The 15360-nt window shown below is 60.9% G+C and carries 10 protein-coding genes; all 10 read left to right on the top strand.

The annotated features are described in order from the left end of the window. Positions 1 to 196 precede the first annotated feature (196 nt). The 10 genes from gltB (at position 197) to gspG (ending at position 15357) form a co-directional block, all read left to right on the top strand. Positions 197 to 4642, top strand: coding sequence for a glutamate synthase large subunit (gene gltB, locus KGB25_RS17455; RefSeq protein ID WP_008025189.1), 4446 nt, complete (start codon positions 197 to 199; stop codon positions 4640 to 4642). 33 nt (positions 4643 to 4675) lie between these two features. Then, positions 4676 to 6094, top strand: a complete 1419-nt coding sequence (locus tag KGB25_RS17450) for an FAD-dependent oxidoreductase (protein ID WP_192226859.1) — start codon at positions 4676 to 4678, stop codon at positions 6092 to 6094. A 226-nt stretch (positions 6095 to 6320) separates the two neighbouring features. Beyond that, positions 6321 to 7388 carry a uroporphyrinogen decarboxylase gene (gene hemE, locus KGB25_RS17445; RefSeq protein ID WP_008025187.1) on the top strand — a complete coding sequence of 356 codons (1068 nt, stop codon included), beginning with the start codon at positions 6321 to 6323 and terminating at the stop codon, positions 7386 to 7388. A gap of 291 nt (positions 7389 to 7679) precedes the next feature. After that, entirely contained in the window at positions 7680 to 9146 is a 1467-nt protein-coding gene (gene gbpA / locus KGB25_RS17440) for an N-acetylglucosamine-binding protein GbpA (RefSeq protein WP_223436016.1), read from the top strand. 77 nt (positions 9147 to 9223) lie between these two features. Then, positions 9224 to 9766: a cytochrome b gene (locus KGB25_RS17435; RefSeq protein ID WP_223436014.1), complete on the top strand. Its 543-nt coding sequence runs from the start codon at positions 9224 to 9226 to the stop codon at positions 9764 to 9766. Positions 9767 to 9867: 101 nt separating this feature from the next. Continuing rightward, positions 9868 to 10272: a type II secretion system protein N gene (locus tag KGB25_RS17430; protein ID WP_317850752.1), complete on the top strand. Its 405-nt coding sequence runs from the start codon at positions 9868 to 9870 to the stop codon at positions 10270 to 10272. 7 nt (positions 10273 to 10279) lie between these two features. After that, positions 10280 to 12208 carry a type II secretion system secretin GspD gene (gspD, locus tag KGB25_RS17425; protein ID WP_223436010.1) on the top strand — a complete coding sequence of 643 codons (1929 nt, stop codon included), beginning with the start codon at positions 10280 to 10282 and terminating at the stop codon, positions 12206 to 12208. Next, positions 12205 to 13686, top strand: a complete 1482-nt coding sequence (gspE, locus tag KGB25_RS17420; RefSeq protein WP_223436009.1) for a type II secretion system ATPase GspE — start codon at positions 12205 to 12207, stop codon at positions 13684 to 13686. The genes gspD and gspE overlap by 4 nt, the downstream gene beginning before the upstream one ends. Before the next feature lie 3 nt (positions 13687 to 13689). Further along, positions 13690 to 14898, top strand: coding sequence for a type II secretion system inner membrane protein GspF (gene gspF / locus KGB25_RS17415; protein ID WP_223436007.1), 1209 nt, complete (start codon positions 13690 to 13692; stop codon positions 14896 to 14898). A gap of 3 nt (positions 14899 to 14901) precedes the next feature. Further along, entirely contained in the window at positions 14902 to 15357 is a 456-nt protein-coding gene (gspG, locus tag KGB25_RS17410) for a type II secretion system major pseudopilin GspG (RefSeq protein WP_008041838.1), read from the top strand. The last annotated feature ends 3 nt before the right edge of the window (positions 15358 to 15360 follow it).

Here is a 15360-nt window from a genome sequence, read left to right as displayed (position 1 = left end):
AGATCGCTTTAAACCTTTCACAAATGCGACATAGATTTGCGACATTTCGTCGTCAAATTTGTGAGCCTCTGTGTCGGTGTGTACAATGACCTCCCTTTTGCCCCCGCAAAGCTGGCGTACGTTCGGCGCGGATGGTAAGTGGTTGAATTGAAAAGAAATTTGCCTCGATAAGAGGCAGCCTGGTGAGAAAGTGTCTATGAAAGCAGGTCTGTACCAACCAGATGAATTCAAGGATAACTGCGGTTTCGGCCTGATAGCCCATATGCAGGGCGAGCCCAGTCATACCCTTTTGCAAACGGCCATCGAGGCCCTGACCTGCATGACCCACCGCGGTGGGATCAACGCCGACGGCAAGACCGGTGACGGTTGCGGTCTGCTGATTCAAAAGCCGGACGTGTTCCTGCGAGCCATCGCCCAGGAAACCTTCGGCGTCGAACTGCCCAAGCAATATGCCGTGGGCATGGTCTTCTTCAACCAGGACCCGGTCAAAGCCGAAGCCGCTCGCGAGAACATGAACCGCGAGATCCTGGCCGAAGGCCTGACCCTGGTCGGCTGGCGCAAAGTGCCGATCGACACCAGCGTCCTCGGCCGCCTGGCCCTTGAGCGCCTGCCGCAGATCGAGCAGGTCTACATCGGCGGTGAAGGCCTGAGCGATCAGGACATGGCGATCAAGCTGTTCAGCGCCCGTCGTCGCTCGTCCGTGGCCAACGCCGCCGACGTCGATCACTACATCTGCAGCTTTTCGCACAAGACCATCATCTACAAAGGCCTGATGATGCCGGCGGATTTGACCGCCTTCTATCCAGACCTCAGCGATCAGCGCCTGCAAACCTCGATTTGCGTGTTCCACCAGCGCTTTTCCACCAACACCCTGCCGAAATGGCCGCTGGCCCAGCCATTCCGCTTCCTCGCCCACAACGGCGAGATCAACACCATCACCGGCAACCGCAACTGGGCCCAGGCCCGTCGCACCAAGTTCACCAACGATCTGATGGATCTGGAAGAACTCGGCCCGCTGGTGAACCGCGTCGGTTCCGACTCCTCCAGTATGGACAACATGCTCGAGCTGATGGTCACCGGTGGCATCGACCTGTTCCGTGGCGTGCGGATGATCATTCCGCCTGCGTGGCAGAACGTCGAAACCATGGACCCGGACCTGCGTGCGTTCTACGAATACAACTCGATGCACATGGAACCGTGGGACGGCCCGGCCGGCGTGGTAATGACCGACGGTCGTTACGCGGTGTGCCTGCTCGACCGTAACGGTCTGCGTCCGGCGCGTTGGGTCACCACCAAGAACGGTTTCATCACCCTGGCGTCGGAAATCGGTGTCTGGAATTACCAGCCTGAAGACGTGATCGCCAAGGGCCGCGTTGGCCCGGGCCAGATCTTTGCCGTGGACACCGAGACCGGCCAGATCCTCGACACCGACGCGATCGACAACCGTCTGAAGTCCCGTCATCCGTACAAGCAATGGCTGCGCAAGAATGCCCTGCGCATCCAGGCGACCATGGAAGACAACGACCACGGTTCGGCGTTCTACGATGTCGATCAGCTCAAGCAGTATATGAAGATGTATCAGGTCACGTTCGAAGAGCGCGACCAGGTGCTGCGTCCGCTCGGCGAGCAAGGCTACGAAGCCGTTGGCTCCATGGGCGACGATACGCCGATGGCCGTGCTGTCCCAGCGCGTGCGCACGCCGTACGACTATTTCCGCCAGCAGTTCGCGCAGGTGACCAACCCGCCGATCGACCCGCTGCGTGAAGCCATCGTCATGTCGCTGGAGATCTGCCTCGGTGCCGAGCGCAACATCTTCCAGGAGTCGCCGGAACACGCCTCGCGCGTAATCCTCAGCTCGCCGGTCATTTCCCCGGCCAAGTGGCGCTCGCTGATGAACCTCGATCGTCCGGGCTTCGAGCGCGCGATCATCGACCTCAACTACGACGAAAGCGTCGGCCTCGAAGCTGCCGTGCGCAACGTCGCCGATCAGGCTGAAGAAGCCGTTCGCGCCGGTCGCACCCAGATCGTCCTGAGCGACCGTCACATTGCACCGGGCAAGTTGCCGATCCACGCTTCCCTGGCCACCGGCGCGGTACACCACCGCCTGACCGAAAAAGGCCTGCGTTGCGACTCCAACATCCTGGTGGAAACCGCCACCGCACGCGACCCGCACCACTTTGCGGTGTTGATCGGCTTCGGCGCCTCGGCGGTTTATCCGTTCCTGGCTTATGAAGTGCTGGGCGACCTGATCCGTACCGGTGAAGTCCTGGGCGACCTCTATGAGGTGTTCAAGAACTACCGCAAAGGCATCACTAAAGGCCTGCTGAAGATCCTGTCGAAGATGGGTATCTCGACCATCGCTTCTTACCGCGGCGCTCAACTGTTCGAAGCCATCGGCCTGTCCGAGGAAGTCTGCGACCTGAGCTTCCGTGGCGTGCCGAGCCGCATCAAGGGCGCACGTTTCGTCGACATCGAAGCCGAGCAGAAAGCCCTCGCCGCCGAAGCCTGGAGCCCGCGCAAGCCGATCCAGCAAGGCGGCCTGCTGAAGTTCGTCCACGGTGGCGAATATCACGCCTACAACCCGGACGTGGTCAACACCCTGCAAGCCGCTGTGCAGCAGGGCGACTACAGCAAGTTCAAGGAATACACGTCGCTGGTGGACAACCGTCCGGTGTCGATGATCCGCGACCTGTTCAACGTCAAGACGCTGGCCACGCCGCTGGACATCAGCGAGATCGAACCGCTGGAATCGGTGCTCAAGCGCTTTGACTCCGCCGGCATTTCGCTTGGCGCACTGTCGCCGGAAGCTCACGAAGCCCTGGCCGAAGCCATGAACCGCCTCGGTGCGCGTTCCAACTCCGGCGAAGGCGGCGAAGACCCGGCGCGCTACGGCACCATCAAGAGCTCGAAAATCAAGCAAGTCGCGACAGGCCGTTTCGGTGTGACCCCGGAATACCTGGTCAACGCTGAAGTGCTGCAGATCAAGGTTGCCCAGGGCGCCAAGCCCGGCGAAGGCGGTCAACTGCCAGGCGGCAAGGTCAACGGTCTGATCGCCAAGCTGCGTTACGCAGTGCCGGGCGTGACCCTGATTTCGCCGCCGCCGCACCACGACATCTACTCGATCGAAGACTTGTCGCAGCTGATTTTCGACCTGAAACAAGTCAACCCGAAAGCGCTGGTCTCGGTGAAGCTGGTAGCAGAAGCGGGCGTCGGCACCATCGCCGCCGGTGTGGCCAAGGCCTATGCGGACTTGATCACCATTTCCGGCTACGACGGCGGCACCGGCGCATCGCCGCTGACCTCGATCAAATACGCGGGCGCTCCGTGGGAACTCGGCCTGGCCGAAACCCACCAGACCCTGCGTGGCAACGACCTGCGCGGCAAAGTCCGGGTACAGACCGACGGCGGCCTGAAAACCGGCCTCGACGTGATCAAGGCGGCCATCCTCGGCGCTGAAAGCTTCGGTTTCGGCACCGCGCCAATGATCGCGCTGGGCTGCAAATACCTGCGTATCTGCCACCTGAACAACTGCGCCACCGGCGTCGCGACTCAGAACGAGAAGCTGCGCAAGGATCACTACATCGGCACCGTCGACATGGTGGTGAATTTCTTCACCTACGTCGCCGAAGAAACCCGTGAGTGGCTGGCCAAGCTGGGCGTGCGCTCCCTCGAAGAGCTGATCGGTCGCACCGATCTGCTGGAAGTCCTCGAAGGCCAGACCGCCAAGCAGAACCACCTGGACCTGACCCCGTTGCTGGGCAGCGATCACATCCCGGCAGACAAGCCTCAGTTCTGCCAGGTCGACCGCAACCCGCCGTTCGACAAAGGCCTGCTGGCCGAGAAAATGATCGATATGGCCACCTCGGCCATCAACGACATGAGCGGCGCCGAATTCGCGCTGGATATCTGCAACTGCGACCGTTCGATCGGCGCGCGGATCTCCGGTGAAATCGCGCGCAAGCACGGCAACCAAGGCATGGCGAACGCGCCGATCACCTTCCGCTTCAAAGGGACGGCCGGTCAGAGCTTCGGTGTGTGGAACGCCGGCGGTTTGAACATGTACCTGGAAGGCGATGCCAACGACTACGTCGGCAAAGGCATGACCGGTGGCAAACTGGTCATCGTTCCGCCGAAGGGCAGCGCCTACAAGACTCAGGACAGTGCCATCATCGGCAACACCTGCCTGTACGGCGCCACCGGCGGCAAGTTGTTCGCTGCCGGCACTGCGGGCGAGCGTTTCGCCGTGCGTAACTCCGGTGCTCACACCGTGGTGGAAGGCACTGGCGATCACTGCTGCGAGTACATGACCGGTGGTTTCGTCTGCGTCCTGGGCAAAACCGGTTACAACTTCGGCTCAGGCATGACCGGCGGTTTCGCCTACGTGCTCGATCAGGACAACACCTTCGTTGACCGGGTCAACCACGAACTGGTGGAAATCCAGCGGATCAGCGGCGAAGCGATGGAAGCCTACCGTAGCCACCTGCAACGCGTGCTGAACGAGTACGTCGAGGAAACCGACAGCGAGTGGGGTCGTGAACTCGCGGAAAACCTCGATGACTACCTGCGCCGTTTCTGGTTGGTCAAGCCCAAGGCTGCCAGCTTGAAAACGTTGCTTTCCAGCACCCGTGCCAACCCGCAGTGATATGCGCCTGAAGAGTTTGATGAGGTTTTAACAATGGCTGAACGTCTGAATAACGACTTCCAGTTCATCGACGTCGGGCGCAAAGATCCGAAGAAGAAACTGTTGCGTCAACGCAAGAAAGAGTTCGTGGAGATCTACGAACCCTTCAAACCCCAGCATTCGGCCGATCAGGCCCACCGCTGCCTGGGTTGCGGTAACCCGTATTGCGAATGGAAGTGCCCGGTGCACAACTTCATTCCGAACTGGCTGAAACTGGTGGCCGAGGGCAACATCCTCCAGGCCGCCGAGCTGTCGCACCAGACCAACACCCTGCCGGAAGTCTGCGGCCGGGTGTGCCCGCAGGATCGTCTGTGCGAGGGTGCCTGCACCCTCAACGACGGCTTCGGCGCGGTGACCATCGGTTCGGTCGAGAAGTACATCACCGACACCGCGTTCGCCATGGGCTGGCGCCCGGACATGTCCAAGGTCAAGCCGACCGGCAAACGTGTCGCGATCATCGGCGCAGGCCCGGCCGGTCTCGGTTGTGCCGACGTGCTGGTACGCGGCGGCGTGACCCCGGTGGTGTTCGACAAGAACCCGGAAATCGGCGGTCTGCTGACCTTCGGTATCCCGGAGTTCAAGCTGGAAAAGACCGTGCTGAGCAATCGCCGCGAAGTTTTCACCGGCATGGGCATCGAGTTCCGCCTGAACACCGAAGTGGGCAAGGACGTGTCCGTCGAGCAACTGCTCGAAGAATACGATGCCGTGTTCATGGGCATGGGCACCTACACCTACATGAAGGGCGGCTTTGCCGGTGAAGACCTGCCGGGCGTGCATGACGCGCTGGACTTCCTGATCGCCAACGTCAACCGCAACCTGGGCTTTGAAAAGTCGCCGGAAGATTTCGTCGACATGAAAGGCAAGAAGGTTGTGGTACTGGGCGGCGGCGACACGGCGATGGACTGCAACCGTACGTCGATCCGCCAGGGCGCCAAGTCGGTGACCTGTGCGTATCGTCGTGACGAAGCGAACATGCCTGGCTCGCGCAAAGAGGTGAAGAACGCCAAGGAAGAAGGCGTGAAATTCCTCTACAACCGCCAGCCGATCGCCATCGTGGGTGAAGACAAGGTTGAAGGCGTGAAGGTGGTCGAGACCCGTCTCGGCGAGCCGGACGCCCGTGGCCGTCGCAGCCCCGAGCCGATCCCGGGCTCCGAAGAGATCATCCCGGCCGACGCCGTGGTCATCGCTTTCGGTTTCCGTCCAAGCCCGGCGCCGTGGTTCGAGCAGTTCAGCATCCAGACTGACAGCCAGGGCCGCGTAGTTGCGCCTGAACAAGGTCAGTTCAAGCACCAGACCAGCAACCCGAAAATCTTCGCCGGTGGCGATATGGTTCGCGGTTCCGACCTGGTGGTGACGGCGATCTTCGAAGGCCGCAATGCGGCTGAAGGGATCCTGGACTACCTGGGCGTCTAAATCTGCTTGATCGGCGTCGCTCCCTTCGCGGGCAAGCCTCGCTCCTACAGGTGCAATATGACCCTGTAGGAGCGAGGCTTGCCCGCGAAGAGGCCGGTAAATTCAACGCAGATTTAGTTGATGTAACCCGCGACAAATTGACCCGATAGACAAAAGGCTGACCTGCATCCGTGCCTTTTGCGTCGAGCTCTGAGAAAATGCCCGCACTTTTTTTCCGGATGCCGACATGACTGCCCTGAAGAACGACCGTTTCCTTCGCGCCCTGCTCAAGCAACCTGTAGACGTCACCCCTGTGTGGATGATGCGTCAGGCCGGTCGCTACTTGCCTGAATACCGCGCCAGCCGTGCCAAGGCCGGCGACTTCATGAGCCTGTGCATGAACCCGGCGTTCGCTTGCGAAGTCACCATGCAACCGCTCGACCGCTATCCGCAACTGGACGCGGCAATCCTGTTCTCCGACATCCTCACCATCCCGGACGCCATGGGCCAGGGCCTGTACTTCGAAACCGGTGAAGGTCCGCGCTTCAAAAAAGTCGTCAGCACGATGGCCGACATCGAAGCCCTGCCGATTCCTGATCCGCACAAAGACCTCGGTTACGTGATGGACGCGGTCAGCACCATCCGCCGCGAACTGAACGGCCGTGTACCGCTGATCGGATTCTCCGGCAGCCCATGGACCCTGGCCACCTATATGGTTGAAGGCGGTTCGTCGAAAGACTTCCGCAAGACCAAAGCCATGCTCTACGACAACCCGCAAGCCATGCACCTGCTGCTGGACAAGCTGGCGCAGTCGGTGACCTCGTACCTCAACGGCCAGATCATGGCCGGCGCGCAAGCGGTGCAGATCTTCGACACGTGGGGCGGCAACCTGTCGGCGGCGGCGTACCAGGAATTCTCCCTGGCCTACATGCGCAAAATCGTCAGCGGCCTGATCCGCGAACACGAAGGCCGCAAGGTTCCGGTCATCCTGTTCACCAAGAACGGCGGCCTGTGGCTGGAAAGCATCGCTGATGCCGGTGCTGATGCGCTGGGCCTGGACTGGACGTGCGATATCGGCAATGCCCGGGCTCGCGTTGGCGACAAAGTTGCCTTGCAAGGCAACATGGACCCGACCGTGCTCTACGCCAAACCGGAAGCCATTCGTACCGAAGTCGGACGGATCCTCGCCAGCTACGGCAAGGGCAGCGGCCACGTGTTCAACCTGGGGCATGGCATTACGCCGGAAGTCGATCCGGAACATGCGGGTGCGTTCCTGCGCGCGGTGCATGAGCTGTCGGCGCAGTATCACGAGTAGTCCTCGCAGGTTCCATCAAGCCTGTCCGGCCAACGCCGGGCAGGCTTTTTTTTGTCTGAAATACCGTGTGCCAGCCTAATCCGTTTCATCCTGTAAGAATGTTTTCTCTCTTTGTCAGACAACTGAAGAGAGAGAGTAATCCCCATGTAAGCGGAGACTTGTCCTACATAGAATTCGTGCTCATCTAAGTAAGGTTTCAGACCTTCGTCCGGTGCAACCCACCGAACGAGATTACGAACAGCGGCGTCCTTGTGGCGCCTTAATTTTCGATAAGTAGTCTGGAACACACTCATGAAAAAGACCTTCTACAAGGGAGGTGCGCTAAGCGCATGCTCCTCTTCAATGATCCTGTTATCGGCAATGTTGGCGTCTCAAACTGTTTCGGCCCATGGCTATATGGAAGTGCCGCCTTCGCGCGCACTGCTGTGCCAGAAAGGGGTGAACACCAACTGTGGTTCCGCGCAATACGAGCCTCAAAGTGTTGGCGAAACATTCAAAGGTTTTCCGGCTGGTACAGGCGGTGCGCCTTTGCAAGGGCCGATCGATGGCAAGATTCCGAGTGGCGGTCATCCATCGTTCTCCGCTATGGATGCTCAGTCCGCTACCCGTTGGCAATTAACGGAAATCAAAGACCGCAACATCGATTTCCAATGGCGCTACACCCAGGCTCACCCGGCCACCAAGCATGAGTACTTCATCACTCGCAACGGCTGGAACGTTAACGAATCCCTCAAGCGCGCCTCGTTCGAAAGCACCCCGTTCTGCGTCGTCGAGGGGAATCATCAGCTGCCGGTGTCCGGCGCCAAACACAACTGCAACATTCCTGACGACAAATCCGGTCAGCACGTGATTCTCGGGATCTGGACCGTCGGTGATACCGACGCGGCGTTTTACAACGCTGTCGATGTGAACATCCTCGGCGAACCGTCGTTGCCCGGTGGCTGGTCTTCCGTTGGCGGCATCACGCCATCGGCCCAATTGCAGATCGGCGACAAGGTCAAGGCCCGTGCATTCTCTGCCAACGGTGTCAGCCCGAATTACGACGTCGAGATCTCCATCGACACTGCCGAGGAAGGCTCGCCGAACAACTGGGCGTTCAAACTCGCAGAAAAAATCAACAGCACCCAATCGCTTATCCGTGCCGGTATTCGTGATGAAAGCGGCAACATCGAACCGGTCCGGGGTAACAACACCCTCTACGCCCAGAAAGAAAGCGGCGTAACCCGATTCGAAGTTCAGCTGGACATGAAGGAAGACACCGCCGCGCGCATGTCGGTGGCCTCCCAGCAAGCCGAATACGTTCTGGACAAAGGCCTGGCCAACGTCCAGTTCAGCATGATCTCGAACCGTGCGATGAACGTCGAAGCGACCTTGTTCGACGAGAACAACAAGCCGGTCGGCTCTGTCGCGAAGCAGGTAGACAGCGGTCCGACCTGGCTGACCATGGATGTTCGCAGCAATCCCGGCAAACACACCCTGACGCTGGTCGGCACCACGCTGGATGGCCGCACCACTCGCCAGGACACCCAGCCCACCCACATGACCGGTGAAGGCGCGGGCATCGAGCACGACTTCGTGTTCCCCGAAGGCATCAGCGAGTACACCGCCGGCACCAAAGTGCTGCAACCGAAGACCAATGAAATCTTCGAATGCAAGCCATTCCCCGCGTCCGGTTACTGCAAGCAATACACCCCGACGGCCAACGGCTTTGAGCCTGGTGTAGGGGCGCACTGGCACATGGCGTGGGACAAAATCTAAGTCTCTCGTAACACTTCAGGCGATCCGGAACAGGATTGCCTGAAGGCTTATCTTCCTGTTGAAAAATCGAGTGGAAAATGACGGTTTCGGGTTACTCCACCCAACGCGTATGGCTGCACTGGGTGTCGGCGGCGGTGATTATCTGGACGCTGGTGTCGGGGTTCTATGTGGCCTTTGTGGACGTGCCAGCCCGCGTCGGTGAGCGGGTTGCCTTTATCAATGTGTCGCTGACGACGGTGTTCATCCCGTTTTTTGTCTGGCGGCTGTTTATTTTTGTCGTTCACGCCCGGCAGACGAGCGTGAACACCTTGTCGTCCATGGAAAAACTCGCGCTGTTTGCCCACACGCTGATATACCTGACGGTGACTGTCGTGCTGGTGACCGGTGTGTTGATGATGGACCGCTCGATCGATGTATTCGGGTGGTTCGATATTGCGCAGCCGCTGAGTGATCCAGCGCTTATCGCGCTGTTTGTCACCATTCACGTTTGGTCGTGCCTGGTGCTTTCACTGCTGATCGCGATGCATGTCGGTGCGGTGATTTTCCATGAACTGTGCGGTCACCGCGTACTGCGGCGAATGTCCTTGTGCAGCAATGTTCGCAGTGACCGCACCGAGTGAACGGGCGGCTCTGCACCCTCGGCCTGCTGCTGGTGACAGTCGCGTACGGATCCTTCCTGGTGTGGCAAGAGTGGGGGTTTCGTCAAAGCCGTGTCGCACCGATGCTTGTCGTTTCAACGATAGCGACGCCACCGTCCCCTGCACCTCTGGATACCACTGCGGTGGCGACGGTGCTCGGTCTGACGGCGGGAGCCACGTTGTTGGCCAGCGCCGAGCCGCTGACCCTGCAGGCCAGTTTTGTCCTGGCCACAGGGTTGTCCAGAGCGCTGCTGGCAGACGCTCAAGGCTCACGGATTTATCAGGTGGGCGATCCGTTGCCGGGCGGCAGCGTCCTGCGTCGCGTCGAGGCGGATAGGGCGGTGTTGTGGAACAAGGGGCGAGAAGAAGTGCTGACGCTGCAGACGTCTGCCACACAGCTCTTGCGCCGATTCGACCCGCAAGCCGAGGCTCCGGCCCCCGCGACTTCTGCGCATTTTCTACGCCCGCTCTCCGGGCCGTCAGAGTGATCAACCCATGAACTTTTCCATCAGCGCGAAGGCGTTGCGCATCCTGCTTTTTCTCGCCGCGTTGGCGCTGTCACTCTTTCACGGCGCGGTACGGGCCGAGGAAGAAAAATGGCAACTGGCGATGAACAATGCCGAGCTGCGCGACATCGTCGAGGAAATCTCCACCATTCTCGGGACCACGGTGGTGCTTGATCCCAGAGTCTCCGGGCGCATCACCGTCATGTCCCGTCAGGCCCTCGACCGCGAAGGTGTTCGCCGATTGTTTTATTCGGTGCTGGATGCCCACAACTTCACGGTCATCGACGAGGGTGACCGGATCCTGATTACGCCGGTCACCGAAGCGAAAACCCGCGCCGGCCAAGGCATTGCAAAAAACGCCACGGCTTCGCAATTCATCACCCAGGTCGTCGAACTGAACACCAGCAGCGCTTCCGACATTGCCGGCCTGGTTCGGCCGCTGGTGTCGGCCAACGGCTATGTCGGTCCTTCGGTGTCAGCCAATGCGCTGGTGGTCACCGATACTGCGGCCAATGTGAACCGTATCGCGCAGGTGGTCCGGCAACTGGATTCCGGGCAGAACAACCAGCATGCCGTGGTGCAAATGCAGCACGCACAGGCTGCTGATGTGGCGACTGTGATGGAGTCCTCGCTGGGCAAACGCAGCGCTGATACGGCGATCCAGGTGCTGGCCGACGCCAGAACCAATCGGCTGATTCTCATTGGTCCACCGTCGGTTCGCCAGCGCCTGATCGACCTCGCACGCCGTCTCGATACCCCCGCGACCGCCACCCTCGACAATGCGCGGGTGATTCGCCTGCGTCACAGCGATGCCAGGCAATTGGCCGAAGTCCTCGAAACGATGGGCCAGGGCCGAAAGCCGGCAACAGCCGTCGGCGGCGCCCGGGATAACTCACCCGGCACGACGTTCATGATCAAGGCCGACGAAAGCCAGAATGCTCTGGTGCTGATCGCCGAGCCGGCGCAAATCCGCACCATCGAGGACATCGTGCGTCAGTTGGACCAGCCTCGGGCGCAGGTGCTGATCCATGCCGCCATCGTCGAGATTTCCGGGGACATCGCCGAGGCCGTGGGTGTTCAGTGGAGCGTCAGCGGCAGCGATGCAAAAGGCTTCATCAACTTTCCCGGCACCGATATTCCGATCATTGGCGGGCTGAACTTTGACGAGAAAAAATCCGCGCCGGAAGGGGCCGTCCTGCGACTGGGTAGTGACCGCTTCGGCGCGTTGGTTTCGGCGCTGGCCAGCAACACCCGCAGCAACCTGCTGTCCACGCCGAGCCTGCTGACCCTGGACAATCAGGAGGCAGAAATCATCGTCGGCCAAAACGTCCCGTTCAAGACCGGCTCCTACGCCACCAACAGCAACGGCGCGGAAAATCCGTTCACCACGGTCGAGCGCAAGGACGTGGGCATCAGCCTGAAGATCAAGCCGTACATCAACGAAGGCTCGACCTTGCGCCTGGAGGTCGCGCAGGAAGTGTCGGACATCGCGCCTTCGGTATCGGGCATCGATTCTTCGGACCTGATCACCAACAAACGTGCGCTCAAGAGCACGATCCTGGCGGACGATGGCGAAATCATCGTCATCGGCGGGCTGATCAGGGACAGCGTCCGCACCCAACAGAGCGGGGTGCCGTTGCTGCGCGACATTCCCTACCTCGGTGCGCTGTTTCGCTGGACCCGCGACACCCAGACCAAAAGTAACCTGATGGTGTTTTTGCGGCCGACTATCGTGCGCAGCAAGGAAGACCTGTCAGACGTCAGCCAGCAGCGTTACAACGCGCTGCGTGAATTGAGCAAGCCCGGCGCGCGAGGGAACAACTCCTTGCTGCTGCCGGCCGAGGCGCGTCAGTTGTTCGACCCCGCGCCCGACGCTCCTGTGTTCGATTTGCGTAAATCAGCGGCGGAATCGCCATGAGCGAATCGCGTGAATCCCTCCAGCAATTGCCCTTCGGTTTCGCCCGGCGTTTCGGCGTCCTGCTGGAGCACGACGGGCCGGGCTCAAGCCTTGTACTGCGCGCCAATACGCCGCTCACGGCCCTGTCGGAAGCCCGTCGGGCAAGCGCTCGGAATCTGTCGATGCGGGTGCTTGAGCCTGATGTATTCGCCGCACGTCTGGCCGTCGCTTATCGCGAAGGTCAGAGCGCGGCCGAGCAGGTTGCCCAAGGGCTGGACGAAGAGCTGGACCTGCTCAGCCTGGTCGATCAAGTCCCGCAAACCGCCGACCTGCTGGAGCAGCAGGGCGACGCGCCGATCATCCGGTTGATCAACGCACTGCTCAGCGAAGCGGTGCGCGAGCACGCGTCGGATGTGCACCTGGAAACTTTCGAGCAGTACCTGTCGGTACGCATGCGTGTCGACGGGCAATTGCGCGAAATGCTCAGGCCACGACGTGAACTGGCCACCTTGCTGGTGTCGCGGATCAAGGTCATGGCGCGCCTGGACATTGCTGAAAAACGGGTCCCGCAGGATGGTCGAATGGCCCTGCGACTGGCCGGGCACGAAGTCGATGTGCGGGTCTCCACGCTGCCTTCGGCCCACGGCGAACGGGTGGTACTGCGCCTGCTTGACAAGCAGGCCGGGCGCCTGGAATTGCCGCGACTCGGCATGCCTGCCGATACCCTCGCCGCGTTGCGCCAGTTGCTCGCAAAACCTCACGGCATTCTCCTGGTGACCGGGCCCACCGGTTCCGGCAAGACCACCAGTTTGTATGCCGCGCTGAGCAGCCTGAACGATCAGACACGCAACATCCTCACGGTCGAAGACCCCATCGAATATCACCTGCCGGGTGTGGGGCAGATGCCGGTCAATCCGAAAGTGGACATGACGTTTGCCCGCGGCTTGCGGGCGATTTTGCGACAGGATCCGGACGTGGTGATGGTCGGCGAAATCCGTGATCGCGAGACGGCGGAAATCGCCGTCCAGGCATCACTGACCGGGCATCTGGTGCTCTCGACGTTGCACACCAACAGTGCCGTCGGTGCAGTAACGCGGCTGGTGGACATGGGCGTCGATGCCTACCTGCTGGCGTCGTCGCTGGTGGGCATTCTGGCCCAGCGTTTACTGCGCACGTTGTGTCCTCATTGCAAGACGGCGTACAGCGCCGATGAGGCTACATGCGAGCGCCTCGGGCTCGATTCGGCAGCGCCGGCGCAGCTGTTCAGGGCAGTGGGATGCGACCAGTGTCAGCACGGTTATCGCGGGCGGATCGGGATCTACGAGCTGATCAGCGTGACGCCCGCCGTCTCGGTTCTGATTCATCAAGGTGCGAGTGAACAGGCGTTGATAGAAGAGACGCGCAAGGTCTCCCGCAGCCTGTTTCAGGACGGTCGCCAGCGGGTGCTGGAGGGCGTGACCAGCCTCGACGAATTACTACGCGTGACGCAGGAGGACTAGCGAGTGCCGACGTTCGATTACCGCGCTGACGACGCCCGGGGCCGACGCTGCAAAGGCCGACTGGAGGCCGACGGCCCGCGACATGCCCGGCAACTGATGCGTGAACGCGGCTTGTGGCCGCGTGAGTTGAGCGAGGTCAGGGCAGGTGGCGACACGGGGGCGCAGCCTCGCAGCGGACGTCTGAGCGCGGCGGATCTGGCGCTGTTGACCTTGCAGCTGTCCACCCTCGTTCAGGCGGGGCTGCCTCTGGAGGAAGCCCTTGAAGCGGTGACGAAGCAGAGCGCAAAGCGCAAGGTTGCCGGTCTGTTGTCGGCGGTCAGGAGTCGGGTGATGGAAGGTCATGCCCTGTCGACGGCGCTGGCTCAATTTCCCAAGGCGTTCCCCGAATTGTTCCGCGCCACCGTCGCGGCTGGCGAACGTTCCGGTCACTTGGGGCATGTGCTGGAACAACTGGCCGCTTACACCCAGGCCCGCCAGGCGTCGCGGCAGAAAATCCAGATGGCCCTGGTGTACCCGTTGATCCTGATGTTGGCCAGTGTCGCGATTGTTGGTTTTCTGCTCGGCTACGTGGTGCCGGACGTGGTGAAGATCTTCGTCGACAGTGGCCAGCCGTTGCCCTGGCTGACACAGGCGCTGATCGCCCTCAGCAATGGGCTGCGCAATCACTTTCTGCTGTTGATGGGCGTGCTGGCGGCGTTGCTCGGCCTCTGGCGCTGGAGCCTGCGCCAGCCGGCCTGGCGCCTGCGCTGGCATCGTCTCGCGTTGAAACTGCCGGTAATGGGCGAGGTGCTGCGGGCGATGGAAGCCGCGCGGTTCGCCAGCACGCTGGCAATCCTCGGCAAAAGTGCAGTGCCATTGGTGGACGCGCTGGAGATCGCGGCGGCCGTCATCGGCAACCTGACCATCCGCAGCCGCATGGCCGATGTCGCACGCTCGGTCCGTGAAGGTGGAACGCTGACTCGCGGTCTGGAACTGAGCGGCGACATCCCGCCGATGATGCTGCACATGATCGCCAGCGGCGAACGCGCCGGTGAACTCGATCGCATGCTGGTGCGGGCCGCCGAGCAGCAGGAAAGCAGCCTGGCGGCGCGTATCGCACTGGTCGTGAGCCTTTTTGAACCGGCCATGCTGGTGTTGATGGGCGGCGTGGTGCTGCTGATCGTCATGGCCATCCTCCTACCGATTCTCAGCCTCAACCAATTGGTGAATTGACCCATGAATGCTGCACAGAGAAACAGTCCTCGCGCTCAGCGCGGTTTTACCCTGATCGAAATCATGGTGGTGGTCGTCATCATCGGCGTGCTGGGGGCCATCGTGGTGCCGCAGTTCATGAGCCGCCCCGACCAGGCCAAAGTCACCGCCAGCAAAATTGATCTCCAGGCCATCGCCACGGCCCTCGAAATGTATCGCCTCGACAACTTCAACTACCCCTCGACACAGCAGGGGCTGGAAGCCTTGAGCAAACAACCTTCCGGCCTGCCGGCGGCGAGGAATTGGAACCCTCAGGGTTATCTGAAAAGCCTGCCGGTCGATCCGTGGAACACGCCCTATCAGTACCTCAATCCCGGTGTGCATTCAGTGGACGGCGGCTATGACTTGTATTCCCTCGGTTCCGATGGCGTGAAGGGTGGCGAAGGGCATGCGGCCGATATCGGCAACTGGGGCGACTGAATC

This window comes from Pseudomonas sp. BF-RE-21, assembly GCF_019947305.1.
Classification (GTDB): Bacteria; Pseudomonadota; Gammaproteobacteria; order Pseudomonadales; family Pseudomonadaceae; genus Aquipseudomonas; species Aquipseudomonas migulae.
This window is presented reverse-complemented; position numbering and strand designations above follow the sequence as displayed.